This is a genomic window from Diaphorobacter oryzae DSM 22780, assembly GCF_059568935.1.
Map to the genome: position 1 here is coordinate 16,543 of NZ_JCANUL010000001.1, position 25,663 is coordinate 42,205.

Consider the following 25,663-nt stretch of genomic DNA (forward strand, 5'->3'; position numbering starts at 1 on the left):
CAGGGCTGGCTGCGCCGGTGCGGGCAGATGCCGGCGGCCGCGACGACAAAGGGTGTACGAGTGGACAACATAACGGCGCAATGGCTGCAACGCCTGGGGGCCCAGGTCGCCTGGGCCTACGGGCTGCGCGTGCTGCTGGCGCTGGGCGGTGCCATGGCCTGGTGCTGGGGCACGCAGCAGGTGGGCCTGGTGGTGCCGTTGTTCCTTGGCGTGCTGGCCTGCGCGCTGGCCGAGACGGACGACAGCTGGCGCGGGCGCCTGCAGGCGCTGCTGGTCACCCTGGCCTGCTTTGCCGTGGTGGCGCTGCCGGTGGCGGCGCTGATCGACCGGCCCCTGTGGTTCGTGCTGGCACTGCTGGGGTGCAGCTTCGTCTTCACCCTGCTGGGCGCCGTGGGCGGGCGCTACCGGGCCATCGCTTCGGCCACGGTGATCCTGGCGCTGTACACGGCACTCAGCGTGCCGCGGGGGCCGCCGGCGGACACGCCGTTCTGGCAGGTGCCGGTGCTGCTGCTGGCGGGTGCGGCCTGGTATGGGCTGCTGTCGCTCCTGTGGTGCGTGCTGGCGCCGCTGCTGCCCGTGCGCCACGGCGTGGCCGCGCTGTATGAGGAACTGGGCGCGTATCTGCGCCTGAAGGCCAGCGTTTTTGAACCGGTGCGCGGCGTGGATGTGGAGCGCCGCCGCCTGGCGCTGGCACAGACCAATGCGCGCGTGGTGGCGGCGCTCAACAGCGCCAAGGAAAGCCTGTTCAGCCGCATGGGCGCGGCCAAGCCGCCCGAGGGCCGGCTGCTGCAGCTGCTCAACCTGTATTTCATCGCGCAGGACATCCACGAACGCGCCAGCTCCTCGCACTACCACTACAACGAGTGGGCGGACGTGCTGTTCCACAGTGATGTGCTGTACCGCTGCCAGCGCGTGCTCATGCTGCAGGGGGTGGCCTGCACGCAATTGGGCGAGGCCCTGCACCGGCGCCGCCCGCTGGCGCGCGATGCGGCGGGAGGGCAGGCGCTGGCGGACCTGCACGACTCCATCGTCTATTTGGAGCGCCAGGGGCAGAGCGCCTGGCTGCGCCCGCTGCGTTCGTTGCGTGCCCTGGCGCGCAACCTGAGCACGCTGGATGCACAACTCACCACGGCCACGCAGCCCATGCAGGGCGCGGTGCTGGGCGACATTGCGCTGTTCGACCGCACGCCGCGTTCACTGGCCGATGCCTGGGGGCGCGTGCGCAAGCAGCTGCATGCGCGCTCGGCGCTGTTCCGGCATGCGGTGCGGCTCACGCTGGCGCTGGGCCTGGGCTATGTTGCCATGCAGCTCACGGACCCGCAGCACGGCTACTGGATCTTGCTGACCACGCTGTTCGTCTGCCAGCCCACGTACGGCGCCACGGTGGCGCGCGTGGCGCAGCGCATCCTGGGCACGGCCCTGGGGCTGCTGGTGGGCTGGGCGCTGCTGCGCCTGTTTCCCAGCCTGTACCTGCAGGCATTGCTGGCCGTAGCGGCAGGGGTGCTGTTCTTTCTCACGCGCACCCAGCGCTACGTGGTGGCCACGGCCGGCATCACGCTGATGGTGCTGCTGTGCTTCAACCAAGCCACGGGCGAAGGCTATGCCCTCATCGTGCCGCGGCTGCTGGATACGGTGCTGGGTGGCCTCATCTCGGCCGCGGCCATGTTCCTGGTGCTGCCCGACTGGCAGGGCCGGCGCCTGGGCGCCGTGGCCGCCGAGGCGGTGCAGGCGCATGCGCTGTACCTGCGCGAGATCATGTCGCAGTACGCCACGGGCAAGAACGACGACCTGGACTACCGCCTGGCCCGGCGCGTGGCGCACAACGCCGACGCCGCGCTGTCCGCGGCCCTGTCGCACATGCTGCAGGAACCGCGCTGGGTGCGCCGCCACGCGCGCGTGGGGCTGCAGCTGCTGGTGCGCTCGCACACCTTGCTGAGCTATCTGTCGGCCCTGGGGGCGCACCGCGGCCTGCCGCCCGACGTGGTGGCGGACCCGCTGGTGGCGCGCGCCGCCGAGGAGGCCGCCCGCCAGATCGAACAGATGGCCCAGGCCCTGCGCGAGCGGCACCCGCTGGCGCCGGACGACGGCGCGGCCGAGGCGTTGGCGCAGGCCCTGGAGCAGCAGGCAGATGCCACCACCGAGGGTCTGCCGCTGGTGCAGATCCAGCTGGCCCTGGTGTGCCGCCAGGTGGCGCCGCTGCATGCGGCGGTGGCGCAACTGCTGCCCGCCGCCGAGCCGGCTGCGGTCTGATCCTGAGCCGCCAGCCATTTGACTGCGGCCCGGCGGGACAGGGTCCCTGCGGGCAAGCAGGTTCCGAGAGTTCAAATGGCGATCAGAGGCTCTTGTGCAAAGGCGCGGTGGAGCAGCGCCAGGAAATCGGGCGCAGAGGGCATGTCGATCGCACCCAGGCTTCGCACCTCGACGGCCGGAGTCCACGAGTTCATGACCACCGCGCCGTGCAGCGACTTCAGCGCGTCCAGCGTGATGTCCTGATGCCGCTGCGAGATGCCCATGCGCTCCAGCTGACGCATCACGATGGACATCGTGGTGCCCCGCAGCACAGCTGCCCGGGGCCACACCACGGAACGGCCGTCCCAGAAGGCCAGGTTCCAGATGGTCGCCTCGCTGAGGCGCCCCTTGGCGTCCATGAAGGCCGCGTCGTCAAAGCCCCGTTCCACCGCCTTGCGAAGAAACCACGTTTTGGCGATCTCTCCCACATGCTTGATCTCCGGCAGAACGCGCTCGTGGTCCACGATGTCCAGGCGCAACGGCCCCTGTGGGCCATCGGATGCGGGTGATGTGCGGACCAGCATCCTCAAGGGCGCTGCGCCTTGCGCTGCCGTGAACTCGCCCGCAGGGGAGTAGACGGTGGCCGTCAAGGACCGATCGCCTGCATGCTGCCGCGCCAGTGCCGCGCGCAGATGGCTGGTGACCACCTCGTCCGCCAAGGTGCGGCCAAACAGGACGAGGGACGCCTCGCGCAGGCGCTGCAGATGGAGGTCCAGGCCGCGCACCTTGCCGCTTCGCACCTGCAGGGCTGTGAAATGGGCGTAGCCAGCGAATGCCAGCGGGGCCAGGTCGACCGAAGACGCGGGGCGCCCATCGCATTGCGCGGTCATTTCGTCGGAAAAAGGGGGACTGCTGCCTGTCATCCAGGGCTCCTTGGTGATGAAAGCGGCAGGGTAGACTTTGACAGCGCTGTCAGAGTCAAACCCTTTTTGCCAAGGAGGTCCGGAATGCGGATTGGAGAATTAGCCCGGCGTAGCGGTGTCAGCGAACGAATGCTGCGTTACTACGAGCAGCACGGACTGCTGCAACCCGCCCGCACCGAAGCGCGCTACCGGGACTATGATGACGCGCAGTTGCTGGCGGCGGTGCGCATTCGCCAGCTCAATGAGTCCGGCTTGAAGCTGAGCGCCATCCGGGTGCTGCTGCCCTGCGTGAGGGGCGACGATCCCGCGTCGTTTGAGGAGTGCGACGAAATTCGGGACGTCCTGACCCACGAACTCCAGCAACTGGAGGGGAGGCTGCGCGAGTTGACCGAGAGCCGGGACGCTGTGCAGAGCTACCTGGCCGCAATGGACGCAGCGGAGTCTTGACACGCCTGCTCTGAGCAGGGCATTCCATGCAGGGGAGGCTGGTGGTGTTCAGGGTGTGCGATGCCATGGCTATGCTTGCAGGGGGCCCAGGTCGCCGGATGCGGCGGCCGGCATCACCGAAATACGCACCCTAAAGCCCCGGCTGTTCGGCCCATGGTTTCCGCAGGTGGCCGCTAGCATGCGGGGATACCGACTCGAAAGTAACGCCCATCATGAGAAACCGGGTTCTCGCCGCCTGTGCGCTGGCACTGCTGGCGGCTGGCTGTGCCCCCTTGCCCGCCGCCCAGCAGGATGTGCCGCTGGACGTGGCGCATGCGCCATCCACGCAAAAGACCGCGCGCGCCGTGCACCACTGGGATGTGCTGGCCGCCGATGTGGCGGCGCATGTGGCCGTGCGCCTGCGCGAGTGGCCCGAGGGGCAGCATCCCATCCATGTGGCGGTGGCGCCGCACGAGTCCGGCTTCAACCGGGGATTCCGCGAGCTGCTGGTGACCCGGCTTGTCGAGCTTGGCATTGCCGTGAGCACCGAGCCCACGGCCGTGAACCTGCAGGTCAAGACCCAGCTGGTGCAGCACCATGCGGGCGCGGCGCCGACCGGCGGCGGCCTGCGCCTGGCCGAGGGCGTGCAGGTGCGGCGCGACGCGGCCGGCGTGGAGCCCGCGGCCACCTGGGAGCAGGTGCACCCCATGCGCACCGAGGTGCTGGTCGTGACCTCTCTGGAGCACGAGGGCCGCGCGCTGGTGCGCACGTCGGACATGTATTCCATCGCGCAGGCCGACGCGCCGCTGTACCTGCCGCGGCCGCCCGCGCCGGTGACGGTCAGAACCTGGCAGGTGGTGCCATGAGGAGCGGAACGCACATGCGCCGGCGCGGCGCGCTCATGGCGGCGGCTGCGGCCCTGGCGCTCACGGCCACGGGGTGCGCGCGCTACTACTACGGCGCAGCGGTGGCTTCTGACCCGGTGGATCTGCTGGCGCACAACCATGGCGCGGTGGACGTGCTGCTGCAGCAGGTGCGGCTGGATGCCGGCGAGCCGGTGCTGGTGGCCACCGTGGTGCACGCGGATCGGCTGGAGGAGTCATCCCGCCTGGGCCGCCTGATCTCCGAGCAGGCGGCGGGGCGGCTGGCGCAGCGCGGCCTGCAGGTGGCGGAGCCGCGGCTGCGCACGACCCTGGCCCAGCGGCCGGGGCAGGGCGAGCTGCTGCTGTCGCGCCAGGCGCATGAGGTGGCGCAGGCCCATTCGGCGCAGGCCGTGCTGGTGGGTACCTACACGGTGGCGCCGCAGGCTGTCTACGTGAGCCTCAAGCTCGTGGGCATGGCGGGCACCGTGCTGGCGGCCCATGACTATGCGCTGCCCATGGACGGCAACGTGCGCGGCTTGCTGATGGGCGGGCTCTGAGGGGCGGGGCCGTTGCATCCGGCCTGCATAGTTTGCTATGTTATCAATAGCTGATAGCGCTTATCCATTAAGCGCTGGAGGCCGTTTTTATTCAAAGACCGGCAGGCTCAGTGCAGCGTGAGCGCACCGGCGCTCTTGCTCTTGCCGGCGCGGGCCGGCGGGTTGCACAGGCCGCAGGTGAAGTGGCGGTTTTCGTACAACTCGGTCACGAACTGGCCGCCGCACTGCGCGCACTTGGTGCGCGTGAGCATGCCCGCGTCGATGAACTTCACCAGGCGCCAGGCGCGCGTGAAGGACAGCAGGGGCTCGATCTGCGCGGCCGCCACCTGTTCGTTGTAGAGGCGGTAGGCCTTGGTGAGCAGTTCCACCGCGTCCAGGTCCACGCCCTTGGACAGGTATTCGTAGATGTTCAGGAACAGCGAGCTGTGGATGTTCTCCTGCCAGGTCAGGAACCAGTCGGTGGAGAACGGCAGTTGTCCCTTGGACGGCGACTTGCCCGCGATCTCCTTGTACAGGCGGATCAGGCGTTCGTACGACAGCGTGGTCTCGGACTCCAGCACCTGCATGCGGGCGCCCATCTCGATCAGCATGGCGGCGCGTTCGATCTGCCGGGATTCGTTGAGAACGCTCTTGACGGGTGCGGACATGGCGGGCTTTCGGTAAACGGCGAACGGGTGGGACTGGGGCGAAGGGGGCGGGCGTTCAGAGCACTTCCGACACGCGGCTGGCCATCAGGATGTTGGCGTGCAGCGTGTTGGTGGCCTCGCTGGCGGCCTTGCGCGGCGTGTTATGGCTGGTCAGCAGGCTCCACACCAGGTTGTCGTCCACGCGGAAGCTGCACAGCAAGGTGTTGCGCGAGGCCAGCTTGAGCACTTGCGCGGCCGACAGCGATGCCAGAATGTCGGCAGCCTCTTCGTTCAGGCCCAGGCGGAACACGGCTTCGGCCTTGTCCTGACGGATCAGGGTCTGGGCCAGCATCAGGTAGGTGAGGTTGGCTTCGCGGATTTCGGCGAGCAGTTGTTCGGAGGTCATGGGTCAATCCTTTCCAGCTGTGGATCCGTGCGTTGCATGCCGATGCATGTGTTGCGTGATCCGTTGAAATGGATTGTGAAACCGGGCCAAAAGGAAATTAAGTCGGGGTTCGGCGGTGCGTGGCGTCTGGTTGCCGGAGGGGGTGTGTAGGAAGTTGCCTTACAGGGTTGTCGGGCCCGGGGCTGCTGGACCGCGGGGCAGGCCCTGCTGCGCAGGCAAGAAAAAACGGGCCGAAGCCCGTTGTCGTCGATGTCTGCGCCGGATCAGCCGGCGTCGCCCATCTGCGACTGCAGGTAGTTTTGCAGGCCGACCTTGTCCACGAGGTCGATCTGGGTCTCGAGGAAGTCGATGTGCTCCTCGGTGTCTTCCAAAATCTCCTGCAGCAGGTCGCGCGAGACATAGTCGCGCACCGACTCGCAGTAGGCAATGCCGTCCTTGATGGTGGCCTGGGCGCCGCGCTCGGCCCGCAGGTCGCATTCCAGGATTTCGGGCACATCCTCGCCGACCTGCAGCTTGGCCAGGTCCTGCAGGTTGGGCAGGCCGTCGAGCATGAAGATGCGGTCCATGAGTTTGTCGGCGTGCTTCATCTCGCCGATCGACTCCTCGTATTCCTTCTTCGCCAGCTTGTCGAAGCCCCAGTGCTTGAGCATGCGGTAGTGCAGGAAGTATTGGTTGATGGCCGTGAGTTCGTTCTTCAGCTGCGCCTGCAGGTGCGCGATGACTTGTGCGTCGCCTTTCATGGGGAGGCTCCTCGTTGTAGTGATGATGGGCGCCGATTGTGGGCGCCCGCCCCCGCACTGACAAGCGCGCCCCGCGAAGCCCCCGTGCGTGCGCATTGGCTGGGTTTCATGCTGAGACGTGTTCGTATTCGAGTGGGTGGGATAGGGGGGTGTTTATAGATAAAAACAATCAATTCAATCATGTTAATTAATTGGATTGATTGATTGTAAGCGTCTAGACTTCAGTCTGTGTTCAGCCAACCAACCAAGGAAACAGCAATGTCCCTGATCAATACGCAAGTGCAACCCTTCAAGACCACCGCCTTCGTGAACCGCAATGGCAAGGGCGAGTTCATCGACCTGACCGAAGCCGACCTGAAGGGCAAGTGGTCCGTGCTGATCTTCATGCCGGCTGCCTTCACCTTCAACTGCCCAACCGAGATCGAGGACGCGGCCGACAACTACGCCGAGTTCCAGAAGGCCGGCGCTGAGGTGTACATCGTTACCACCGACACGCACTTCTCGCACAAGGTGTGGCACGAGACCTCCGACGCCGTGGGCAAGGCCAAGTTCCCGCTGGTGGGCGATCCCACGCACCAGCTGACCAACGCCTTCGGCGTGCACATCCCCGAAGAAGGCCTGGCGCTGCGCGGCACGTTCGTGATCAACCCCGATGGCGTGATCAAGACCCAGGAAATCCACTCCAACGAAATCGCCCGCGATGTGTCGGAAACCCTGCGCAAGCTCAAGGCTGCCCAGTACACCGCCTCCCACCCCGGCCAGGTGTGCCCCGCCAAGTGGAAGGAAGGCGCCAAGACGCTGACGCCTTCGCTGGACCTGGTCGGCAAGATCTAAGCCACTGCTTCAGTTGACCTGTTGAAGACGCCCGGGTGCCTGGCGCCCGGGCTTTTTTTTCTCCGAACATTTTCACAACAAGGATTCGCGCCATGCTCGACGACACCCTCAAAGCCCAACTCAAAGCCTATCTGGAACGCCTGCAGAAGCCGGTGGAGCTGGTGGCCACGCTGGACGACGGGGCCGCGTCGCAGGAGCTGCGCGAGCTGCTGGAAGACATCCGCGCGCAATCCGACAAGATCACCGTGGTCGAGAAGAACGACGCCGATGTGCGCAAGCCGTCCTTCTTGATCACCAATCCCGGCGTGGACACGGGCGTGCGCTTCGCCGGCGTGCCGCTGGGCCATGAATTCACGTCGCTGGTGCTGGCGCTGCTGCAGGTGGGCGGCCACCCCTCCAAGGAAGCGGCCGACCTGCTGGAGCAGGTGAAGAACCTGGAAGGCGACTTCCACTTCGAGACCTACTACTCGCTCTCCTGCCACAACTGCCCGGACGTGGTGCAGGCGCTCAACCTCATGAGCGTGCTCAACCCACGCATCACGCACACGGCCATCGACGGCGGCGTGTTCCAGAAAGAGATCGAGGCGCGCGAGATTATGGGCGTGCCCACCGTCTACCTGAACGGCCAGCATTTCGGCCAGGGCCGCATGGAGCTGGCCGAGATCGTCGGCAAGATCGACAGCGGCGCCGCCAAGCGCGACGCCGCCAAGCTCAACGCCAAAGAGGCGTTCGACGTGCTCATCGTCGGCGGCGGCCCCGCCGGCGCTGCTGCGGCCGTGTACGCCGCGCGCAAGGGCATCCGCACCGGCGTGGCGGCCGAGCGCTTTGGCGGCCAGGTACTCGACACCGTGGACATCGAGAACTACATCTCCATCCAGAAGACCGAGGGTCCGCAGTTCGCCGCCGCGTTGGAGCGCCATGTGCGCGACTACGAGGTGGACATCATGAACCTGCAAAAGGCCAAGGCCCTCAAGCCCGCCGCGAGCGAGGGCGGCCTGATCGAGGTGGAGCTGGACAACGGCGCGGTGCTCAAAAGCCGCACCGTGATCCTCTCGACCGGCGCCCGCTGGCGCAACATGAACGTGCCCGGTGAGGATCAGTACCGCACCAAGGGCGTCACGTACTGCCCGCACTGCGACGGCCCGCTGTTCAAGGGCAAGCGCGTGGCCGTGATCGGCGGTGGCAACTCGGGCATCGAGGCTGCCATCGATCTGGCCGGCGTGGTGTCCCACGTGACGGTGCTGGAGTTTGCGGGCGAACTCAAGGCCGACGCTGTGCTGCAGCGCAAGGTCAAGAGCCTGCCCAACGTGGAGGTCATCCTCAATGCCCAGACTACCGAGGTCAACGGCGACGGTCACAAGGTGACAGGCCTGACCTACAAGGACCGCACCAGTGAAGAGGTCAAGCAGGTGGCGGTGGAGGGCATCTTCGTGCAGATCGGCCTGCTGCCCAACACCGACTGGCTCAAGGGCACGGTGGAGCTGAGCAGGTTCGGCGAGATCGCGATCGACGCCAAGGGCCACACCAATGTGCCTGGCGTGTTCGCTGCCGGCGACTGCACCACGGTGCCATACAAGCAGATCGTCATCGCCGCGGGCGCGGGGGCCACGGCCGCGCTGTCCGCCTTCGACCACCTGATCCGCACGACGGCACCGGCCTGAGGCCGGGGCTTGCGCCAGGGCCGTGCCCCCGCGCGCCTCAGATGTCCTGCAGCAGCGCGTAGGGCAGGGGCTGCAGCGTGAGGGGCACGCCGCTGGCAGCGCCCACCTGCAGCGCACCGTCGGCGGCCGCGATCTGCAGCGACACCAGGGCGTCCACGCCGCCAGCGGGTGCGGCGGCGGCCTGAACCACGGTACCCACGGGCTGCTCGGGGTCGCCATCGGCAAACACCTCGGCGCCCACCTCCACGCCGGCCGGTGCGTGCGCCAGGTAGGTGCGGCGCTTGAGCGTCCCGCGGAACTGGCTGCGCGCCACCACCTCCTGGCCGGGGTAGCAGCCCTTCTTGAAATTCACGCCGCCCACCGATTCGTAGTTCAGCATCTGCGGCACGAAGGCCTCGGCCACCGGCGCGGTGAGCGTGGCGATGCCGCTTCTCACCTCGCTCCACAGCCACAGGTCTTCAGGGAGCGGTGCGCCGGCGGGGGCCGCGCCGGCGGCGGGGGCCACCCACAGAGCGCGCGGCTGGCCGTCGGCCGGGTACAGCTGCACGACGCTGGCGTCGCCCACGTCGGCCTTGGCCCAGGGCTCGCCGGCGGCGGGCAGAACGGCGCGGGCCGCATCGCCCAGCAGGCCGTACAGGGCGAAGTCGGCCGTGGCGTCGGTCAGCCGGGCCTTGCTGCGCAGCACGAACATGGACAGGCGCTTGAGCGTGGGCGCCAGCAGGTCGCGCGAGCACAGCAGCAGCACCTCGGTGGCGCTGCGCTTGAAGGCGATGAAGCTGGCCTGCATGCGGCCCTTGACGGAGAGGAACGCGGCCAGGCGCGCGTGCTGCATGTCCAGCAGCGCGAAGTCCTGCGTGAGCTGGCCGTGCAGGAACTGGGCGGCATCCTCGCCGGCAACGCGGATCACGCCAAGGTGGGACAGGAGGGTCACGCCGCCCGCGGGCAGGGACGGGGGCACTGGCTTGGGGTCGTTCATGGCTGAATTATGATGCCCGGCTTCACTCTTATTGGCTGCAGGGTTGTGCGTCGTTTCCTCGCTTTGGTGTTGCTCATCGTGATCGCCGCGGGCGCTGCGGCAGCCTGGTGGCTGCAGGCGCCTTTGCCGGTGCGCGTGGGCGTGCCCGCGGACCAGCCGCTGGAGCTGGAGATCGAGCCCGGCACCACGCCGCGCGGCGTGGCCCGCGCGGTGGCGCAGGCGGGCGTCCAAACCGACGCGCGCCTGCTCTTCCTGTGGTTCCGACTGTCGGGTCGGGATCGCGAGATCAAGGCCGGCAACTACGAGATTCCGCAGGGCACCAGCCCCTATGCGCTGCTGCAGAAGCTGGTGCGTGGCGAAGAGGCGCTGCGCGCCGTCACGCTGGTGGAGGGCTGGAACTTCCGCCAGGTGCGCCAGGCGCTGGCCCGCGCCGAGCAGCTCAAGCCCGAGACCCAGGGCATGAGCGAGCAGGACATCATGGCCCGCCTGGGCCGCGCAGGCGTGGCGGCCGAGGGGCGCTTCTTTCCCGATACCTACACCTATGCCAAGGGCAGCAGCGACCTGGCCGTGCTGCGCCGCGCCCTGCATGCCATGGACCGGCGCCTGGAGGCGGCCTGGGCGCAGCGCGCGCCGGACACACCCTTGCGATCGGCCGACCAGGCGCTGATCCTGGCCAGCATCGTCGAGAAGGAAACCGGTCGCGCCGAGGACCGCGCGCAGATTGCCGGTGTGTTCACCAACCGCTTGCGCGTGGGCATGCTGCTGCAGACGGACCCCACGGTGATCTACGGCCTGGGCGAGAAGTTCGACGGCAACCTGCGCCGCCGCGACCTGGTCACAGACACCCCCTTCAACACCTATACGCGCGCGGGCCTGCCGCCCACGCCCATCGCCATGCCGGGCAAGGCGGCGCTGTTGGCGGCCGTGCAGCCCGCGCCCACCAAGGCGCTGTACTTTGTAGCGCGCGGCGACGGCACCAGCCACTTCAGCGCGTCGCTGGATGAGCACAACCGCGCCGTCAACCGCTACCAGCGCGGACAGAAATAAATGCAAGGCTTGTTCATTACCTTCGAGGGCATAGACGGTGCGGGCAAGTCCTCGCATATCGCCGAACTGGCCCAGGCCCTGCGCAACGCGGGGCGTACCGTCACGGTGACGCGCGAGCCCGGCGGTACGCCGCTGGCCGAGAAGCTGCGCGACATGCTGCTGCACGACAGCATGGATGCGCTGACCGAGGCGCTGCTGGTGTTCGCCGGGCGGCGCGACCATCTGCGCTGCGTGATCGAACCGGCCCTGGCGCGTGGCGAGGTGGTGCTGTGCGACCGCTTCACCGACGCCACCTTCGCCTACCAGGGCGCGGGCCGTGGCTTCGACCTGCGGGTGCTATCGTATATGGAGCGGCTTGCGCAGACTGGTCTTGCCTCTGATGCCGATTTGATGCGCAATCCTGATCTCACGCTGTGGTTCGATGTGCCGCCCGAAGTGGCGGCGGAGCGCCTGGCCGCCGCGCGTGCGCCCGACCGTTTTGAATCCCAGCCCGTGGAATTCTTCGCCCGCGTGGCGCAGGGCTACGCCGACCGCGCCGCGGGCGCGCCGCAGCGCTTCGCGCGCATCGATTCGTCGCAAGAGCGCGACCGGGTCGCGGCCCAGATGCTGGCTGTGGTGGCGGCGCGCGGCTGGTTGCCAGGCAAGGAGGGTGCATGAGCGAGCAGGCCCAGGCCGTCGCCCCCTGGATTGCCGCGCAGCGCCAGGCGCTGCTGGCCCAGCGCGGCCATGCCTGGCTGCTGCACGGCCCCTCGGGCCTGGGCCAGTACACGCTGGCGCTGGAGCTGGTGCGTGCCTGGTTGTGCGACGCGCCTACCGCGCACGGGGCCTGCGGCCAGTGCGCGAGCTGCCATGGCATTCACGTTCACACCCATGCCGACCTGTGCGTGCTCATGCCCGAGACGCAGATGATGGCGCTGGGCTGGCCTTTGCCCGAGAAGGCCCAGGCCGAGATCGAGGACAAGAAGCGCAAGGCCAGCCGCGAGATCCGCGTGGAGGCCATGCGCGATGCCGTGGAATTCGCGCAGCGCACCAGCGCGCGCGGGCGCGGCAAGGCCGTGCTGGTCTATCCGGCCGAGCAGATGAACCATGTGACGGCCAACGCACTGCTCAAGACGCTGGAGGAGCCGCCCGGCGACGTGCGCTTCGTGCTTGCTACCGAGGCCGCGCACCAGCTGCTGCCCACCATCCGCAGCCGCTGCCTGGGTCACACCATGCTGTGGCCGCAGACCGGACAGATGCAGGACTGGCTGGCGGGGCAGGGCGTGCCGGCCGATGCGGCCCAGGCCCTGCTGCGCGCTGCCGGGGGCCGGCCCGACGACGCACTGGCCCTGGCCCGTGCCGGCCGCAGCCCGCAGGCCTGGGCGCTGATCCCGAAGGCCATGGCGCGCGGCGATGTCTCGGCGCTGGCCGACCTGGAGCCCGCACAGGCCGTGGATGCGCTGCAAAAGCTCTGCCACGACCTGCTGGCGCACCGCGTGGGCGCGGCGCCGCGCTATTTCACCGCAGCAGACCTGCCCGAGCCGCCGGGCGTGGGCCCGCTCACGCGCTGGTCGCGGCAGCTTTCCAGGGAGGCGCGCACGGCAGAGCACCCGTTCAACGCCGGCCTGATGCTGGAGGCGCTTGTGGCCCAGGCGCGCCACACACTAAACTCGCGCCATTGATAGCCCTTTACGACCTATGAGCAGTCCGTCCACAGCGCCGCGTCCCAGCGTCATGCAGCTGAACATCAAGGAGAAGGCCGCGCTGTACGCCGCCTATATCCCGTTCTTCGAGGAGGGCGGCATCTTCGTGCCCACGCCGCGCGAGTACAAGCTGGGCGATGATGTGTACGTGCTGCTCACGCTGCCCGAGGATCCGCAGCGCTACCCGGTGGCCGGCCGCGTGGCCTGGGTGACGCCGGCGCGTGCCGCGGGCAACCGCACGCAGGGCGTGGGCATCCAGTTTCCCAAGGACGAGAAGTCGCGTCAGCTCAAGCACAAGATCGAGGAAATTCTGGGCACGGCCCTGGCCTCCGACCGGCCCACGCAGACCATCTGAGGCTGCGCCCCGTGCGGGAGCGCCCTTGTTCGATGCCGACCGCCTTTGCGGGTCGGCTTTTTGCTTTTTGTGCACCACCATGTTTGTCGATTCCCACTGCCACCTGAACTTTCCCGAACTCGTTGACCAGCTGCCGCAGATCCGCCAGGCCATGGCGCAGGCGCAGGTAGACCGGGCACTGTGCATCTGCACCACCATGGAAGAGTTCGCCAGCGTGCACGGCCTGGCCACCGCCTATGACAACTTCTGGGCCACGGTAGGCGTGCACCCGGACAACGAGGGCGTGGCCGAGCCTTCCGTGCAGGACCTGCTGGAGCGTGCCGCGTTGCCGCGCGTGGTGGCGATTGGCGAGACGGGGCTGGACTACTATGGCATGGAAGACCGCAAGGGCGGGCGCAGCATTGCCGATCTGGAGTGGCAGCGCGAGCGCTTTCGCACCCATATCCGCGCGGCGCGTATGGCCGCCAAGCCGCTGGTGATCCATACCCGCAGCGCCTCGGATGACACGCTGGCCATCCTGCGCGAGGAGGGCGAGGACGGCCCCGGCAACCGCGCCGGCGGCGTGTTCCACTGCTTCACCGAGACGGCCCAGGTGGCCCGCGCGGCGCTGGACCTGGGCTACTACATCTCGTTCTCGGGCATCATCACCTTCAAGAGCGCGCAGGACCTGCGCGACGTGGCCGCCTTCGTGCCCATGGACCGCATGCTCATCGAGACCGACAGCCCGTATCTCGCACCCGTGCCGTACCGCGGCAAGACCAACAACCCGTCCTACGTACCGTTCGTGGCGCAGCAGCTGGCGGCCGTGAAGGGGATGAACGTGGAGGCGGTGGCCGAGGCCACGAGCCGTAACTTCGAACGACTGTTTTTGCAACGGGAGGCCGCATGAGGGTGATGCAACGCCGCGGCGTACTGGCCTGGCTGGCCCTGGGGTCGATGGCCGGGCAGGCCCGGGCCGGGGCTTATGAGGACTTCTTTCAGGCCGTGCTGCGTGACGACGCGCCTGCCGTGACCGCGCTGCTGCGCCGCGGCTTCGATCCGAATGCGCGCGACCCCAAGGGGCAGCCGGCCCTCGTGCTGGCGCTGCGCGAAGAAGCCAAGCAGGTCGCCAGCGTGCTCATCGCGGCCAAGGGCCTGAAGGTGGAGGAGCGCAATGCCCAGGACGAAAGCGCGCTGATGATGGCTGCCCTGCGCGGCAACCTGGCCGCCGCGCGGGCCCTCATTGCCGCTGATGCCGATGTCAACAAGACCGGCTGGGCGCCGCTGCACTACGCGGCCTCGTGCACCACGCAGGAGGCTCCGGCCATGGTGGCGCTGCTGCTGGAGCACCATGCCTACATCGACGCCGCCTCGCCCAATGACACCACGCCGCTGATGATGGCCGTGCGCTACGGCACGGCCGATGCGGCGCGCCTGCTGCTGGACGAGGGGGCCGACCCCACGCTCAAGAACCAGCTGGGCCTGTCAGCCGTGGACTTCGCCATGCGTACCGACCGACAGGACATGGTGCAGTTGCTGGCCGAGGCCGTGCGCCGGCGCCAGCCCAACCGTGGCAAGTGGTAGCGGGGCGTTCTCCCCGGGCGTCTTGCGCATGCCCGGCGTGAAGGGCCGATGCGCATAAGAGTCCCGGGCCACGCCGCGCGCTTTTGAAGCGGGGGCTTTGGGCAGATGCCTGGCACATTCGGAGCAACTGCCCTGGCGCATGCGCCTGGCGTTTCGGGGGTGATCGTGAGGCTAAAAAAAGCCTGGCTACGCGGGCATGCCCGTTGGCTGGCCAATACGACCCTTCGGACCGAGGTCCTGGAGTCGCCCCACGATGAAACTCTATTTGGTCAGGATCAGCTTGCCGAGCTTGGTGGCCTGCAGCCGATAGACGGCACCGTTGTGCATGATGGAAACGGCCTTGTGGCCTTGCAGCAGGGCGGTGCTGTCCACCGCCAGGCCATTGTGCTGGAGAGCCGATGCGCCTTGCTGCTGGTCGGCTGCGAAGATGCGAGATGCGGACGGGATGGTGAGGCTGGCGTGCATGGGTAGTCTTCCGTGCGTTGCAATATTTGAATGATAACAATTCTCAATTGCAAGTCAAGTGGTCCGCTTCCTATTTCGTATCCAGGTGTTGCATCCGCCGGGCGGGTTGCCGCTGAACGGCGTCGCCCTTACTGCGCGGGATCGGTCACGAAGCCGATCTTGCGCACGCCGGCGCGCTGCGCAGCGGACATGGCCTGGGCCACGCGTTCGTAGCGCACCTCCTTGTCGCCTCGGATGTGCAGGTCGGGCTGGGGTTCCTTCTGGGCCTCGATGCGCAGGCGCGGTTCAAGATCCTCGTCATCGATGGTGCTCTCGTTCCAGTGGTACTTGCCGTCCGCCGTCACCGACAGGCGGATCGTCTCGGGCTTGATCACCTCGCGTTCGTTGCTGGCGCGCGGCAGGTCCACCGGCACGGCGTGCTTCATCACGGGCACGGTGATGATGAAGATGATGAGCAGCACCAGCATGACGTCCACCAGCGGCGTCATGTTGATCTCGTTCATCACCTCGTCGGCGTCGTCCTGGGTTCCGAATGCCATGGCGCGTCAGCCTTTCTTGATGGGCAGCACCTTGGCCGCGCTCTCGCTGTGCACCGTCACGCGTGCGCCGGTCACGAAGTAGGCGTGCAGGTCGTGTGCAAAGCTGTTCAGGCCGTGCAGGATGGACTTGTTGCCGCGTACCAGGGCGTTGTAGCCCAGCACCGCGGGGATGGCCACGGCCAGGCCCAGGGCGGTCATGATCAGCGCCTCGCCTATGGGGCCGGCCACCTTGTCGATGGTGGACTGGCCCGTGGAGCCGATCGCCACCAGCGCGTGGTAGATGCCCCAGACGGTACCGAACAGGCCGATGAAGGGCGCAGTGGATCCGACCGAGGCCAGTATGGCCAGGCCCGACTGCAGGCGTGCGGTGAATTCGTCGATGCAGTTGCGCAGGCAGCGCGTGACCCAGTCGCTCACGTCCAGGCTGTCGTGCAGATGGGCCTGGGTGTTGCGGTGGTGGGCCGTGGCCTCGCGGCCTTCCAGCGCCAGGTGGCGAAAGGGGTTGGCCGGATCGGCGCCGAGCTTGGTCAGGCCGGCCGCGAAGTCCTCGCTGTGCCAGAAGTCGCGCGCCTGGCGGGCGTGCTTCTTGAACCTGATGATGTCCAGTGCCTTGATGATGATGACGATCCAGGATGCCAGCGACATCCCGATCAGCAGCACGGCGACGGCGCGGGTGACGAAGTCGCCCTGTGTCCAGACGTTGGCGATGCCGAAATGCGATTCCATGAAAACTCCTGCGGATTATTGTTGGAGAACGAAATTGATGGGTTGCAGGTACCACATGGCCTCGGGGACACCATTGCGTGTACCGGGCACGAAGCGCCAGCGGAAAACGGTCTCAACGGCCTGGCGGTCTAGGCGCTCGAAGCCGCTGGATTGCTTGACCTCCACCTTTTGCGGCAGGCCATCGCTTCCGATCAGCACGCGCAGCATGATCTTGCCCTGTTCCCCCAGGCGCTTGCTCACCGCTGGATAGACCGGCTTGGGGTTGTTCAGGTGGCTGGCGTCGCTGGAGGGCTGGACGATGGCCGGCGGCGCCGGAGGTGCCGGGGGCGCGGGTGGTGCTGGCGGCGCCGCGGGAGCGACGGGCGCGTTGATCGCGGGCGCGGGCTGCGGCTCCACCACGCCTGCCGGTGCCGCGGGCGCGGGTGTGGGATCGGCGATCGCCACCGGCAGGGGGGCCGGCCGTGGCTTGACGGGACTGGGCTTGGGCGGCGGAGGGGCCGGCTTGGGTGGTGGCGGGGCAGGGGGGGGCGGTGGTGCGGGAGGTGCCGGCGGGGTGATGAATTCGCTCAGCACCTCGGCCGGGATGATGATTTCCGCGGCCTTCCGCATCAGGCCCGACTGCAGGGCCCACAGACCCGCCACATGCAGAGCCACCACGGAGCCCGCGATCACGGCATTGCGGCTCATGCCCCCAGAGGGGCCGTATCGATCAGACTGGGACATAAAAGTGATAGCTGCTGGCGCTTGTCCAGCATCGCTTAAGGGGCGAAAAGACCTTGAGTCTTGCCTATTTATGCAAGATCCACCAGACCGAGCATATGACGATGATCAGGCTTCCTGCGAGTACGTAGAGCAGTTCCATGCTGTGCCTTCCTGGAGTGGGCTGGCAAGCTGGACGGTCTTCGGTGCGGCGTCGTTGTAGAGGGCGGCCACCGGCTGCGATGCGCAGCACTGCGCCACGACATCGCGGGCACAGTCCTCGCAGCGCCCGCACTGGGTGGCCACACCCAACTCGAACTGGATCTCATCGAAGCTCATACCTGCGCGCGCATGGCGTGCAATCTCGCGGTCGGATACGCGGCGGCAAACACAGACGATCATGGTGCAGGCAGTCGTGGCTGGCTAAGGGGACGATGGCTGAATTATAAATACGAATGCATCGCATTTGTGATCTAAAACCCTATTCACATCCCAGAATCCCCGGAGCGACGGTACGGGCGAAAAAAAACCGGCATCTGCATGCCGGTTTTTTCCGCGGGCCGGGCAGGGTGCCGAGGCCTGCATGCCCTGCAAGGGCTGCTTACTTCACGTGCTTGCCGATCAGGCCGGCCATTTCGAACATCGAAACCTGGGGCTTGCCGAACACTTCCTTGAGCTTGGCATCGGCGTTGATCATGCGCTTGTTGGCGGCGTCCTGCAGGTTGTGGGCCTTGATGTAGACCCACAGCTTGCTGATGATCTCCGTGCGTGGCAGCGGGGCGGCGCCGACCACGGCAGCCAGGGCGGGGCTGGGGGTCAGGGGCTTCATGAAGGCGGCATTGGGGGTGCGCTTCTTTGCCGGAGCTGCGGGCGTGTTCTTTGCAGTTGCCATATTGGATTGTCCTTATTGGAAGTGTGATAGTGGCCAGCGAAAGCCTGCTGCTCCACTGGCAGCGGTGATGCTACTGGGAAAAAAATGCGTTTCCAAGGGAAGAAACTCTTTTTTTGCCTCCATTTGTTGCCGTCCCGGCCGGGGTGAAACCCGCCGGGGCAGGTGGCGGCGCAGCACCTGCGGGGCGGGCGACAATGTCCGCGTGCGGCCCGCATGGTGCGGCCGCAGCCCAACGACAGCCTCTTGCCAGAAAGGTCTCCGGCCCATGACGAATTCTTCGCCCATCAGCACCTGTGATCTGTGCGATGCCCACAAGGGCGACGACAGCGGCGCTTTCCGCGTGCTTCCCCCGGTGTTCCAGCATTACGGCGGGGTGGCGGCCTTCGGCGGGCCCGTGAGCACGGTCAAGTGCTTCGAGGACAACACGCTGGTCAAGGCCGCCGTGGACTCCCCGGGCCAGGGGCGGGTGCTGGTGGTGGACGGCGGCGCCTCGCTGCGCCGTGCGCTGGTGGGTGGCAACCTGGCGGCCAGCGCGGCACGCAATGGCTGGGCGGGCATCGTGGTCAACGGCTGCGTGCGGGATGTGGCGGAACTCAATGCCGAGCCGCTGGGCATCCGCGCACTGGCCCTCATGCCCCTGCCCACGGAAAAGCGCGGCGAAGGCCAGGCCGATGTGGCGGTGCAGATCCAGGGCGTGTGGGTGCGTCCGGGCGATTGGCTGTATGCCGACGCCGACGGCATGGTGGTCAGTACCCGCCCCCTGTAGTCAACCCGAACGGGCGCCGCCGCGCCCCACGCGCAGCGCCAGCCGCGAGGGCAGGGTGGCCAGCACCACGCTGGCCAGGGCGATGCCAAAGGCCAGCAACTGCATGGGCGTGAAGCGCTCGCCCAGGACCAGCACGCCCACCAGTGCCGCGCTCACCGGCAGGAACACGGTGAACACGCCGCCCTGCGCGGCGGGCACGGCCTTGAGGCCCGTCATCCACAGCCACACGGTCCACATGCAGGCGGCGAGCGCATAGAACAGCAGCAGCAGCCAGATGCTCCAGGGCACGGCCGCGAAGTCGAAGCGCCAGGCGAAATACAGGCCGAACGGCGTAGAGAGCGCAAAGCCCCACAGATTGATGAGGGACGTGATGCGCTTCGGCCCCAGCGCCCCCGTCAGCTTCTTGCCAATCACGGAATACGCCCCTTCGCACAGCGATGCGCACAGCAGCAGGGCGTAGCCCAGCCATTGCTGGTTTTGAGTGCTTTGGCCATCTGGCCCATTGTGAATAAGCGCAGATTGCTCTTGTTTTGATAGCGAAAAAATCGCGATTCCGACGACCGCGCAGGCCACGGCCACCCAGGTGCGCGGCGCCACGCGCTCGCGCAGGAACAGCCAGCTCATCACAGCCACGCAGGCGGGGATGGACGCCATGATCACGCCGGCCGAGGTTGCGCTGGTCAGGCTCACGCCGTAGATCATGAAGACGGTGAACAGGAAGTTGCCCAGCAGCGAATGCAGAAACAACAGGCCGTGGGTCTGCGTGGTCAAGGTCGGCTCATGCAGTGGCTTCTTGAGCCAGCCCAGCATGGCCACGCCGCCGATGCCAAAGCGCATCCAGGCCAGCAGGAAAACCGGGAAGGCGGCTGCCAGCGGTTTGGACAGGGCCACATAGCAGCCCACCAGCGACATGCTGAGCGCAAGGCAGGCATAGGCGATGGGGCGGCTGGGCGGGCTCACTAGACTTCCGGCTCGCATCAATGAAAAGGATCCACATCATGCCCGACGAAAGCCGCGTCGCGTCGCCGCAGCGCCATGTCTTCGTGTATGGCACGCTGCGCCGCGGTGGTAGCAACGACATCACCCGCCTGACGCTCGCCCCTCGCTTTATCGGCATGGCGCGGGTGCCCGGGCGGCTCTACACGCTTGGCCGGTACCCGGGCATGCGTCTCGGTGGCGCGCAGGAGGCCGGCGCGCGGGTACTGGGGGAGGTATATGCCATCACGCCGCAACTCGAGGCTGTGCTGGACCGGATCGAGGGGCTGGTTCCCGGGGCGCCAGCGCATGCGGACGACGAGTACGCCAGGCGGGAGGTGCTGGTGCGGGTCCAGGGGCAGGAGCTGTGCTGCCTTGTGTACGAGATCCATGTACGTCATGCCATTGAGTCGGCGCGTCTGCCGCATGGCGATTGGTTGCACGGCGCTGGGCTGTGATTCTTTTGATATCCCGTATTGTGGCAATTGCTTTTCGCTATGTGATTTCCAATGCTTGCTGCGGTGCAAAAAATTTTCTCAATACGAGAAATAATTTTCCATATTGGGGAATTGGATGGCTATCTTATTGATTTTTATAGGTTAAATTTATCTCTTGTATAAGACATAAGAGATTGCATTGGTCTTATAGAAGACTTAAAGTTGTCTCCAAGGGCGCCACATGTGGTGCCAGCCGTTTCCCCCACCTCTTGGAGAGCAACCATGCCTGATTCCCTGAACGCACAACTGAGCCGTGAACAGCAGATCGCAGCCCTGGAAAAGGACTGGGCCCAAAACCCCCGCTGGAAGGGCGTGAAGCGCGGCTACACCGCCGCCGATGTGGTGCGCCTGCGCGGCAGCCTGCAGCCCGAGTACACGCTGGCCAAGCGTGGCGCAGAGAAGCTGTGGCAGAAGGTCAATGGCGGTGCGAAGAAGGGCTATGTGAATGCCTTCGGCGCGATCTCCGCCGGTCAGGCCATGCAGCAGGCCAAGGCGGGCCTGGAGGCCGTGTACCTGTCGGGCTGGCAGGTCGCCGCCGACGGCAACACCAGCGAGACCATGTACCCCGACCAGTCGTTGTACGCTTACGACTCGGTGCCCACCATGGTGCGCCGCATCAACAACACCTTCAAGCGCGCCGATGAAATCCAGTGGGGCCGCGGCATCAATCCCGGCGACAAGGAGTTCATCGACTACTTCCTGCCCATCGTGGCCGATGCGGAAGCCGGTTTCGGTGGCGTGCTGAACGCCTTCGAGCTGATGAAGAACATGATTGCCGCAGGCGCAGCCGGCGTGCACTTCGAAGACCAGCTGGCCGCCGTGAAGAAGTGCGGCCACATGGGCGGCAAGGTGCTGGTGCCCACGCAGGAAGCATGCGAGAAGCTGATCGCCGCGCGCTTCGCCGCCGACGTGATGGGCGTGTCCACCATCGTGCTGGCCCGCACCGACGCGGAAGCAGCCAACCTGATCACGTCCGACCACGATGCCAACGACAAGCCTTTCCTGACCGGCGAGCGTACGCAAGAAGGCTTCTACCGCGTGAAGAACGGCCTGGAGCAGGCCATCAGCCGCGGCGTGGCCTACGCGCCCTACGCCGATCTGGTGTGGTGCGAGACCGGCGTGCCGGACATCGGCTTTGCCCGCGAGTTCGCCCAGGCCGTGCACGCCGCATGCCCCGGCAAGCTGCTGAGCTACAACTGCTCGCCCTCGTTCAACTGGAAGAAGAACCTGGACGACAAGCAGATCGCCGCATTCCAGGACGACCTGTCGGCCCTGGGCTACAAGTACCAGTTCATCACGCTGGCCGGCATCCACGTCAACTGGTTCAACACGTTCCAGTTCGCCCACGCCTACGCCCGCGGCGAAGGCATGAAGCACTACGTGAACATGGTGCAGGAGCCCGAGTTCGCCGCACGCGAGAAGGGCTACACCTTCGTGTCGCACCAGCAGGAAGTCGGCGCCGGCTACTTCGACGACGTGACCACGGTGATCCAAGGCGGTTCGTCGAGCGTGAAGGCCCTGACAGGCTCCACCGAAGAAGAGCAGTTCCACTGATCTGCCGCACCAGTGCGCACAAGCCCGAAGCAGCCGCTTCGGGCTTTTTTGCTGGCGCAGGGTAAAATGCGCCGACGATCAATGCACAAGGGCGAGAAAGGCATGCTGGTTATGACACCGCGAACTACATCGGAGATGTTCACCGGCCGTTGAGGCTGGCCGTTCGCGCCTGCACGAGGTTCACTCTCTCTCCCTTCCAAAAGCGCGGACCTGTACCGCGCTTTTTGCTTTCCGGGGCTGGGAAGCGCGTTCTTCCACCTGAAAAAGATTTGACAAGGACTCCCATGATTCACATCACGCTTCCCGATGGTTCCCAACGCGAATACCCCGGCCCGGTCACGGTGGCCGAGGTGGCGGCATCGATCGGCTCCGGCCTGGCCAAGGCCGCGCTGGCCGGCAAGATCGGTGACAAGGTGGTGGACACCAGCCACCAGATCACGGAGGACAGCCCGCTGTCCATCGTGACGGCCAAGGACGCGGATGGCCTGGAGGTGATCCGCCACTCTACGGCCCACCTGCTGGCCTATGCCGTGAAAGAGCTGTTTCCGGATGCGCAGGTGACGATTGGCCCGGTCATCGAAAACGGCTTTTATTACGACTTTGCCTACAAGCGCCCCTTCACGCCGGAAGACCTGGTGGCGATCGAGAAGCGCATGGCCGAACTGGCCGCCAAGGACGAGCCTGTCGTGCGCCGCGTGCTGCCGCGCGACGAGGCCGTTGCGTACTTCAAGGGACTGGGCGAGCACTACAAGGCCGAGATCATTGCCAGCATCCCGAGCAATGAGGATGTCAGCCTGTACCGCGAAGGCAATTTTGAAGACCTGTGCCGCGGGCCGCACGTGCCCAGCACGGGCAAGCTCAAGTTCTTCAAGCTCATGAAGGTGGCGGGCGCCTACTGGCGCGGCGACCACCGCAACGAGATGCTGCAGCGCGTCTACGGCACCGCCTGGGCCACGAAGGATGAGCTTCAGCAGTACCTCACCATGCTGGAAGAGGCCGAGAAGCGCGACCACCGCAAGCTGGGCCGCGAGCTGGACCTGTTCCACATCGACGAACATTCGCCAGGCACGGTGTTCTGGCACCCCAAGGGCTGGACGCTGTGGCAGGACGTGGAGCAGTACATGCGCCGCGTGTACCGCGACAACGGCTACCAGGAGGTCAAGGGCCCGCAGATCCTGGACAAGACGCTCTGGGAGAAGACCGGCCACTGGGAGAAGTACCGCGACAACATGTTCACGACCGAGAGCGAGAAGCGCGACTACGCCCTCAAGCCGATGAACTGCCCGGGCCACATCCTGATCTTCAAGCAGGGCATCAAGAGCTACCGCGACCTGCCGCTGCGCTACGGCGAGTTCGGCCAATGCCACCGCAACGAGCCCACGGGCGGCCTGCACGGCATCATGCGCGTGCGCGGCTTCACGCAGGACGACGGTCACATTTTCTGCACCGAGGAGCATGTCCTGGCCGAGTGCACGGCCTACACGGCGCTGCTGCAGAAGGTCTACAAGGACTTCGGCTTCACGAACATCATCTACAAGGTGGCAACGCGCCCCGAGGCGCGCATCGGCTCCGATGCCAGCTGGGACAAGGCCGAGCACGCGCTCATGGAGAGCCTGCGCGCCTCCGGCTGCGAGTTCGAAATCGCGCCGGGCGACGGCGCCTTCTATGGCCCGAAGATCGAATACACGCTCAAGGACGCGATCGGTCGCCAGTGGCAGTGTGGCACCATGCAGGTGGACTTCTCCATGCCCGAGCGCCTGGATGCCGAATACGTGGGCGAGGACGGGGGGCGCCACCGGCCCGTGATGCTGCACCGCGCCATCGTGGGCAGCCTGGAGCGTTTCATCGGCATCCTGATCGAAGAACATGCCGGTGCGTTGCCCGTATGGCTTTCGCCAGTGCAGGTGGCGGTGCTGAACATCACCGATGCGCAGCAGGATTACTGTCGCGAAATCGCCGAAAAGCTGCAAAAAGCGCTGCCGAATCAAGGCCTTAGGGTGGTGACAGACCTGCGCAACGAGAAGATTACGTATAAAATACGCGAGCATTCGCTGCAGAAGCTGCCTTACATCCTCGTCGCAGGTGACAAGGAGAAGGCGGCAGGCGCCGTGGCGGTGCGTGCCCGAGGAAACAAAGACCTCGGTGTGATGTCCGTCGATGCATTCGTCGACCTGATCGCACAGGACATCGCCTCCAAAGCCTGATTCTTGAGAGTAGAAAACTGCTTTGAAGCGCATAAACAGTGCGTAAGCAGCTACGCTTTTCGTAGCTTTTTGATTGAGGGTGAGAACCATCGCTACCGAATTTCGTGACCGTCGCCAGCGCGAGGAGCGCAAGCACCGCCTGAACCGTGAAATCATGGCGCCCGAAGTGCGCCTGTCCGGCCCGGACAACGAGCCCCTGGGCATCGTGAGTCTGCAAGAGGCGCTGCGCATGGCGGGTGAACTGGATGTGGATCTGGTTGAAATCGCCGCCACGGCCAATCCGCCGGTCTGCCGCCTGATGGACTACGGAAAGTTCAAGTACCAGGAGCAGAAGAAGGCTGCTGAGGCCAAGGCCAAGCAGACAGTCATCGAGATCAAGGAAGTCAAGTTCCGTCCGGGTACGGACGATGGTGACTACAACATCAAGCTGCGCAATATCCGCCGCTTCCTGGCCGATGGCGACAAGTGCAAGATCACGCTGCGTTTTCGCGGCCGCGAGATCACGCACCAGGAGCTGGGTCTGGCGCTGCTGAACCGGCTCCGGGATGACCTGGCCGACACCATCTTGGTGGAGCAGTTCCCCAAGCTGGAAGGCCGCCAGATGATCATGATGATCGCTCCGGCGCGCAAGAAGCCCGCTGCAGGCAAGCCTGCGGCGGAAGGCGCGGCAGCCGTCGGCGGCGGCGCAGCGTAAGCAGAGAATTTGGTTGGCGCCCTCGCAAGGGGGCGTTGGCCGATAGGTGGCGCGCAAGCGCTGCCGCACGGCAGGCTCAGGCAGGCCGTTCAAAAAGTGGCTCGGGGCCAACAAGGTTGCACAGCGGTGTGCAAACGCCTCACGAGCACAATCAACAGGAGCATTCACATGCCCAAGATGAAGACCAAGAGCAGCGCGAAGAAGCGTTTTCGCGTTCGTCCAGGCGGTACGGTCAAGCGTGGCCAAGCTTTCAAGCGCCACATCCTGACCAAGAAGACCACGAAGAACAAGCGCCACCTGCGTGGCATTGTGAACGTGCATGAAGGCGATATGGGCTCCATCGCAAAGATGCTGCCCTCCGCTGGCCTGTAATCAACTGACGAACAAGGAGAAAACACATGCCTCGCGTCAAACGTGGTGTAACGGCCCGCGCCCGTCACAAGAAGGTTCTCGCCCTTGCCAAGGGTTTCCGTGGTCGCCGCGGTAACGTCTTCCGCATCGCCAAACAGGCGGTGATGAAGGCTGGGCAATATGCCTACCGTGATCGCCGCAACAAGAAGCGCGTGTTCCGCCAACTGTGGATCGCCCGTATCAACGCCGCTGCCCGTGAACTGGGCCTGACCTACAGCCAGTTCGCCAACGGCCTGAAGAAGGCATCCATCGAGATCGACCGCAAGATGCTGGCCGACCTCGCGGTGCATGACAAGGCTGCCTTCGGCAGCATCGTGGAGCAAGTCAAGGCCAAGCTGGCCGCTTGAGTTCAC

The 25,663-nt window shown here is 66.1% G+C and carries 31 protein-coding genes; 19 read left to right on the top strand and 12 right to left on the bottom strand.

What is annotated here, in order from left to right; translation table 11 throughout:
* Positions 1-27 precede the first annotated feature (27 nt).
* A complete protein-coding gene (yccS, locus tag BP68_RS00080; RefSeq protein ID WP_496367827.1) occupies positions 28-2,250 on the top strand; it encodes a YccS family putative transporter in 2,223 nt (740 codons plus the stop codon).
* A gap of 71 nt (positions 2,251-2,321) precedes the next feature.
* Here yccS and BP68_RS00085 read toward each other — a convergent pair whose 3' ends face one another.
* Entirely contained in the window at positions 2,322-3,119 is a 798-nt protein-coding gene (locus tag BP68_RS00085) for an aminotransferase class IV family protein (RefSeq protein WP_496367829.1), read from the bottom strand.
* A gap of 117 nt (positions 3,120-3,236) precedes the next feature.
* Here BP68_RS00085 and BP68_RS00090 point away from each other — a divergent pair, with 117 nt between their 5' ends.
* From BP68_RS00090 to BP68_RS00100, 3 genes are all read left to right on the top strand, one after another.
* Positions 3,237-3,599 carry a MerR family transcriptional regulator gene (locus BP68_RS00090; protein WP_496367831.1) on the top strand — a complete coding sequence of 121 codons (363 nt, stop codon included), beginning with the start codon at positions 3,237-3,239 and terminating at the stop codon, positions 3,597-3,599.
* Positions 3,600-3,811: 212 nt separating this feature from the next.
* Entirely contained in the window at positions 3,812-4,444 is a 633-nt protein-coding gene (locus BP68_RS00095; protein ID WP_496367833.1) for a hypothetical protein, read from the top strand.
* Positions 4,441-4,998 (top strand): FlgO family outer membrane protein, encoded by a 558-nt coding sequence (locus BP68_RS00100; RefSeq protein ID WP_496367835.1) that lies wholly within the window; start codon positions 4,441-4,443, stop codon positions 4,996-4,998. Before BP68_RS00095 ends, BP68_RS00100 begins: the two co-directional genes overlap by 4 nt.
* Before the next feature lie 107 nt (positions 4,999-5,105).
* Here BP68_RS00100 and flhC read toward each other — a convergent pair whose 3' ends face one another.
* From flhC to bfr, 3 genes are all read right to left on the bottom strand, one after another.
* The gene (flhC, locus tag BP68_RS00105) at positions 5,106-5,645 is read right to left on the bottom strand and encodes a flagellar transcriptional regulator FlhC (RefSeq protein ID WP_496367837.1); all 540 of its coding nucleotides are present in this window, start codon (positions 5,643-5,645) and stop codon (positions 5,106-5,108) included.
* A 55-nt stretch (positions 5,646-5,700) separates the two neighbouring features.
* Positions 5,701-6,030, bottom strand: a complete 330-nt coding sequence (gene flhD, locus BP68_RS00110) for a flagellar transcriptional regulator FlhD (RefSeq protein WP_496367839.1) — start codon at positions 6,028-6,030, stop codon at positions 5,701-5,703.
* Positions 6,031-6,293: 263 nt separating this feature from the next.
* On the bottom strand, positions 6,294-6,770 hold the full coding sequence (bfr, locus tag BP68_RS00115; RefSeq protein WP_496367841.1) for a bacterioferritin: 477 nt from the start codon (positions 6,768-6,770) through the stop codon (positions 6,294-6,296).
* Positions 6,771-7,028: 258 nt separating this feature from the next.
* Between bfr and ahpC the strand changes: the two genes are divergently transcribed.
* Complete coding sequence (gene ahpC / locus BP68_RS00120; protein WP_020230359.1) at positions 7,029-7,604, top strand: alkyl hydroperoxide reductase subunit C; 576 nt, start codon at positions 7,029-7,031, stop codon at positions 7,602-7,604.
* A gap of 92 nt (positions 7,605-7,696) precedes the next feature.
* Positions 7,697-9,265, top strand: a complete 1,569-nt coding sequence (gene ahpF, locus BP68_RS00125) for an alkyl hydroperoxide reductase subunit F (protein ID WP_496367844.1) — start codon at positions 7,697-7,699, stop codon at positions 9,263-9,265.
* A gap of 37 nt (positions 9,266-9,302) precedes the next feature.
* On the opposite strand, the gene ygfZ is transcribed toward ahpF, so the two are convergent.
* Entirely contained in the window at positions 9,303-10,241 is a 939-nt protein-coding gene (gene ygfZ / locus BP68_RS00130) for a CAF17-like 4Fe-4S cluster assembly/insertion protein YgfZ (protein ID WP_496367846.1), read from the bottom strand.
* Between the two features lie 9 nt (positions 10,242-10,250).
* Between ygfZ and mltG the strand changes: the two genes are divergently transcribed.
* The 6 genes from mltG (at position 10,251) to BP68_RS00160 (ending at position 14,888) form a co-directional block, all read left to right on the top strand.
* Complete coding sequence (gene mltG, locus BP68_RS00135; RefSeq protein WP_496367848.1) at positions 10,251-11,288, top strand: endolytic transglycosylase MltG; 1,038 nt, start codon at positions 10,251-10,253, stop codon at positions 11,286-11,288.
* The gene (gene tmk, locus BP68_RS00140) at positions 11,289-11,945 is read left to right on the top strand and encodes a dTMP kinase (protein WP_496367850.1); all 657 of its coding nucleotides are present in this window, start codon (positions 11,289-11,291) and stop codon (positions 11,943-11,945) included.
* A complete protein-coding gene (locus BP68_RS00145; protein WP_496367852.1) occupies positions 11,942-12,949 on the top strand; it encodes a DNA polymerase III delta subunit-related protein in 1,008 nt (335 codons plus the stop codon). The genes tmk and BP68_RS00145 overlap by 4 nt, the downstream gene beginning before the upstream one ends.
* A gap of 16 nt (positions 12,950-12,965) precedes the next feature.
* On the top strand, positions 12,966-13,325 hold the full coding sequence (locus tag BP68_RS00150) for a PilZ domain-containing protein (RefSeq protein WP_496367854.1): 360 nt from the start codon (positions 12,966-12,968) through the stop codon (positions 13,323-13,325).
* A gap of 79 nt (positions 13,326-13,404) precedes the next feature.
* Positions 13,405-14,214, top strand: a complete 810-nt coding sequence (locus BP68_RS00155; RefSeq protein ID WP_496367856.1) for a TatD family hydrolase — start codon at positions 13,405-13,407, stop codon at positions 14,212-14,214.
* A complete protein-coding gene (locus tag BP68_RS00160) occupies positions 14,211-14,888 on the top strand; it encodes an ankyrin repeat domain-containing protein (protein WP_496367858.1) in 678 nt (225 codons plus the stop codon). The genes BP68_RS00155 and BP68_RS00160 overlap by 4 nt, the downstream gene beginning before the upstream one ends.
* A 261-nt stretch (positions 14,889-15,149) precedes the next feature.
* Here BP68_RS00160 and hemP read toward each other — a convergent pair whose 3' ends face one another.
* The 6 genes from hemP to BP68_RS00190 form a co-directional block, all read right to left on the bottom strand.
* Positions 15,150-15,353 (bottom strand): hemin uptake protein HemP, encoded by a 204-nt coding sequence (gene hemP / locus BP68_RS00165; RefSeq protein WP_496367860.1) that lies wholly within the window; start codon positions 15,351-15,353, stop codon positions 15,150-15,152.
* A 128-nt stretch (positions 15,354-15,481) separates the two neighbouring features.
* Positions 15,482-15,892 (bottom strand): ExbD/TolR family protein, encoded by a 411-nt coding sequence (locus tag BP68_RS00170; RefSeq protein WP_496367862.1) that lies wholly within the window; start codon positions 15,890-15,892, stop codon positions 15,482-15,484.
* A gap of 6 nt (positions 15,893-15,898) precedes the next feature.
* Entirely contained in the window at positions 15,899-16,618 is a 720-nt protein-coding gene (locus tag BP68_RS00175; protein WP_496367864.1) for a MotA/TolQ/ExbB proton channel family protein, read from the bottom strand.
* Between the two features lie 15 nt (positions 16,619-16,633).
* Positions 16,634-17,341: an energy transducer TonB gene (locus BP68_RS00180; RefSeq protein WP_496367866.1), complete on the bottom strand. Its 708-nt coding sequence runs from the start codon at positions 17,339-17,341 to the stop codon at positions 16,634-16,636.
* A 105-nt stretch (positions 17,342-17,446) separates the two neighbouring features.
* The gene (locus tag BP68_RS00185) at positions 17,447-17,719 is read right to left on the bottom strand and encodes a (2Fe-2S)-binding protein (RefSeq protein WP_496367868.1); all 273 of its coding nucleotides are present in this window, start codon (positions 17,717-17,719) and stop codon (positions 17,447-17,449) included.
* Between the two features lie 199 nt (positions 17,720-17,918).
* Positions 17,919-18,209, bottom strand: coding sequence for an SWIB/MDM2 domain-containing protein (locus BP68_RS00190; RefSeq protein WP_496367870.1), 291 nt, complete (start codon positions 18,207-18,209; stop codon positions 17,919-17,921).
* A 265-nt stretch (positions 18,210-18,474) separates the two neighbouring features.
* Between BP68_RS00190 and rraA the strand changes: the two genes are divergently transcribed.
* Positions 18,475-18,975: a ribonuclease E activity regulator RraA gene (rraA, locus tag BP68_RS00195; protein ID WP_496367872.1), complete on the top strand. Its 501-nt coding sequence runs from the start codon at positions 18,475-18,477 to the stop codon at positions 18,973-18,975.
* Here the strand turns inward: rraA and BP68_RS00200 are convergent, their stop codons facing one another.
* Positions 18,976-19,887: a DMT family transporter gene (locus BP68_RS00200; protein ID WP_496369036.1), complete on the bottom strand. Its 912-nt coding sequence runs from the start codon at positions 19,885-19,887 to the stop codon at positions 18,976-18,978.
* Positions 19,888-19,973: 86 nt separating this feature from the next.
* Here BP68_RS00200 and BP68_RS00205 point away from each other — a divergent pair, with 86 nt between their 5' ends.
* The 6 genes from BP68_RS00205 to rplT all read left to right on the top strand — a co-directional run bounded on the left by BP68_RS00205 (position 19,974) and on the right by rplT (position 25,657).
* Entirely contained in the window at positions 19,974-20,408 is a 435-nt protein-coding gene (locus BP68_RS00205) for a gamma-glutamylcyclotransferase family protein (protein WP_496367874.1), read from the top strand.
* A 261-nt stretch (positions 20,409-20,669) separates the two neighbouring features.
* Complete coding sequence (aceA, locus tag BP68_RS00210; RefSeq protein WP_496367876.1) at positions 20,670-22,001, top strand: isocitrate lyase; 1,332 nt, start codon at positions 20,670-20,672, stop codon at positions 21,999-22,001.
* A gap of 284 nt (positions 22,002-22,285) precedes the next feature.
* Complete coding sequence (thrS, locus tag BP68_RS00215) at positions 22,286-24,205, top strand: threonine--tRNA ligase (RefSeq protein WP_496367878.1); 1,920 nt, start codon at positions 22,286-22,288, stop codon at positions 24,203-24,205.
* 79 nt (positions 24,206-24,284) lie between these two features.
* Entirely contained in the window at positions 24,285-24,899 is a 615-nt protein-coding gene (gene infC / locus BP68_RS00220; protein WP_496367880.1) for a translation initiation factor IF-3, read from the top strand.
* A gap of 168 nt (positions 24,900-25,067) precedes the next feature.
* Complete coding sequence (rpmI, locus tag BP68_RS00225) at positions 25,068-25,271, top strand: 50S ribosomal protein L35 (RefSeq protein WP_011805603.1); 204 nt, start codon at positions 25,068-25,070, stop codon at positions 25,269-25,271.
* A 26-nt stretch (positions 25,272-25,297) separates the two neighbouring features.
* Positions 25,298-25,657 carry a 50S ribosomal protein L20 gene (gene rplT / locus BP68_RS00230; RefSeq protein ID WP_187736815.1) on the top strand — a complete coding sequence of 120 codons (360 nt, stop codon included), beginning with the start codon at positions 25,298-25,300 and terminating at the stop codon, positions 25,655-25,657.
* Positions 25,658-25,663 lie beyond the last annotated feature (6 nt).